This window comes from [Flexibacter] sp. ATCC 35208 (assembly GCF_001975825.1).
GTDB lineage: Bacteria > Bacteroidota > Bacteroidia > Chitinophagales > Chitinophagaceae > Chitinophaga.
In genome coordinates this window covers 1-368 of record NZ_MTKN01000340.1, presented here as the reverse complement: position 1 = coordinate 368, position 368 = coordinate 1, and the positions used below count along the sequence as shown (strand labels likewise).

The window sequence follows — 368 nt, the reverse complement described above, 5'->3', positions numbered from 1 at the left end:
GAAAAAAAAAAAAAAAAAAAAAAAAAAAAAAAAAAAAAAAAGAAAAAAAAAAAAAAAAAAAAAAAAAAAAAAAAAAAAAAAAAACAAAAACAAAAAAAAAAAAAACACAAAAAAACAAACAAAACACCCCACCCACACAAACACCACCCCAAAAAAAAACCCCCCAAAAAAAAAAAAAAAAAAAGAACACATCACTCAAAAAAAAAAAAAAAAAAAAAAACAGAAGGAAGAATCGCCCCCCACAGCAAAAAAAAAAAAACAAACAACAAAAAAAAAACAGAGGAAAAACCCACAAAAAAAACAAAACCGGGGAGGAAAAAAGGGTGCCGCCGCACAGAAGAAGGGGGGGGGGGAAAAAAAAAAGAAAA

Annotated in this window: 1 protein-coding gene; it reads left to right on the top strand. The window is 26.9% G+C overall.

Going from position 1 to position 368, the window contains the following annotated elements; all coding sequences use genetic code 11:
• On the top strand, positions 1–368 hold a 368-nt coding region (locus BW716_RS39800; protein WP_220388952.1), incomplete at both ends, for a hypothetical protein.